Annotated in this window: 1 protein-coding gene; it reads left to right on the forward strand. The window is 43.7% G+C overall.

Translation table 11 applies throughout. From position 1 onward, the window contains the following. On the forward strand, positions 1 to 1,242 hold a 1,242-nt coding region (locus FD18_RS09720), incomplete at both ends, for a Rib/alpha-like domain-containing protein (protein ID WP_268766059.1).

The following is a 1,242-nucleotide window of genomic DNA, read 5'->3' on the forward strand; positions in this document are numbered from 1 at the left end:
AATCCATGGCACGTTAAGAGTGGTAAAGCAGAATTTGCTTCAGCTAGTGTAGAACAAATTAAGGGTTACGATTCATACGTAGATGGTACAAAGGCAACTGAAGTTTCAGCAGCTGCAGTAAGTGAAAAAGATGGAGTACCACAAAATGGTGCAAACGTCACAGTAAGTTACCAAAAGCAAGCTGATACCCCAGTACCATACAAGCCAGGTCAAGAAGGCGTAAACGATGACATGAACCAGTATGTAACTCGTACGATTGTGGTTCATGAACCAGATCAAGATCCAGTAAGTCATGATCAAACCGTTCACTTTACTCGTGAAGATGCTCAAGGTAATGCCGGTTACACTGATCCAGTGACTGGCAAGATTACTTGGAACGCATGGCATGTGGCAGGTGAACTTAACCAAGCAAATGGTACTTGGGCAGAATTTAATGCACCAACTGTTAAAGGGTACACTCCAAGTCAAGCTAAAGTAGCAGCTGAAGAAGTTACTGCTGAAACTAAGAATGTCATTGTTGACATTAAATATGCTCCAGTAGCTCCAACTGGTCAAAATGTAACTACTAAGGTCGGTGAAGTACCAGATGCAAGCCAAGGTATTGCCAACAAAGATGATTTACCAGATGGTACTAAGTACTCATGGAAGACAACACCAGATGTATCTACTGAAGGTGAAAAGCCAGCTGTAGTTATTGTAACTTATCCAGGTGGCTCACCTGTTGAAGTACCAGTTACCGTAACTGTAACTAAGAACCCAACCGATGCAGATAAGTACACTCCAGAAGGTCAAGATGTAAACACTAAGACCGGTGTTGTACCAAATCCAGCAGAAGGCATCAAGAACAAGAGTGACTTACCAGATGGCACTAAGTACACTTGGAAAGACACTCCAGATGTAACTACTGCAGGAGACAAGCCAGCAACTGTTGTTGTAAGCTACCCAGATGGCTCAAAGGACGAAGTACCAGTAACCATCCACGTAACCAACCCAGCAACCGATGCAGACAAGTACACTCCAGAAGGTCAAGATGTAAATACTAAGACTGGCGTTGTACCAAATCCAGCAGAAGGCATCAAGAACAAGAGTGACTTACCAGATGGCACTAAGTACACTTGGAAAAACACTCCAGATGTAACTACTGCAGGAGACAAGCCAGCAACAGTTGTTGTAAGCTACCCAGATAGCTCAAAGGACGAAGTACCAGTAACCATCCACGTAACCAACCCAGCAACCGATGCA

It is taken from the genome of Lactobacillus taiwanensis DSM 21401 (assembly GCF_001436695.1).
GTDB classification, from domain to species: Bacteria; Bacillota; Bacilli; order Lactobacillales; family Lactobacillaceae; genus Lactobacillus; species Lactobacillus taiwanensis.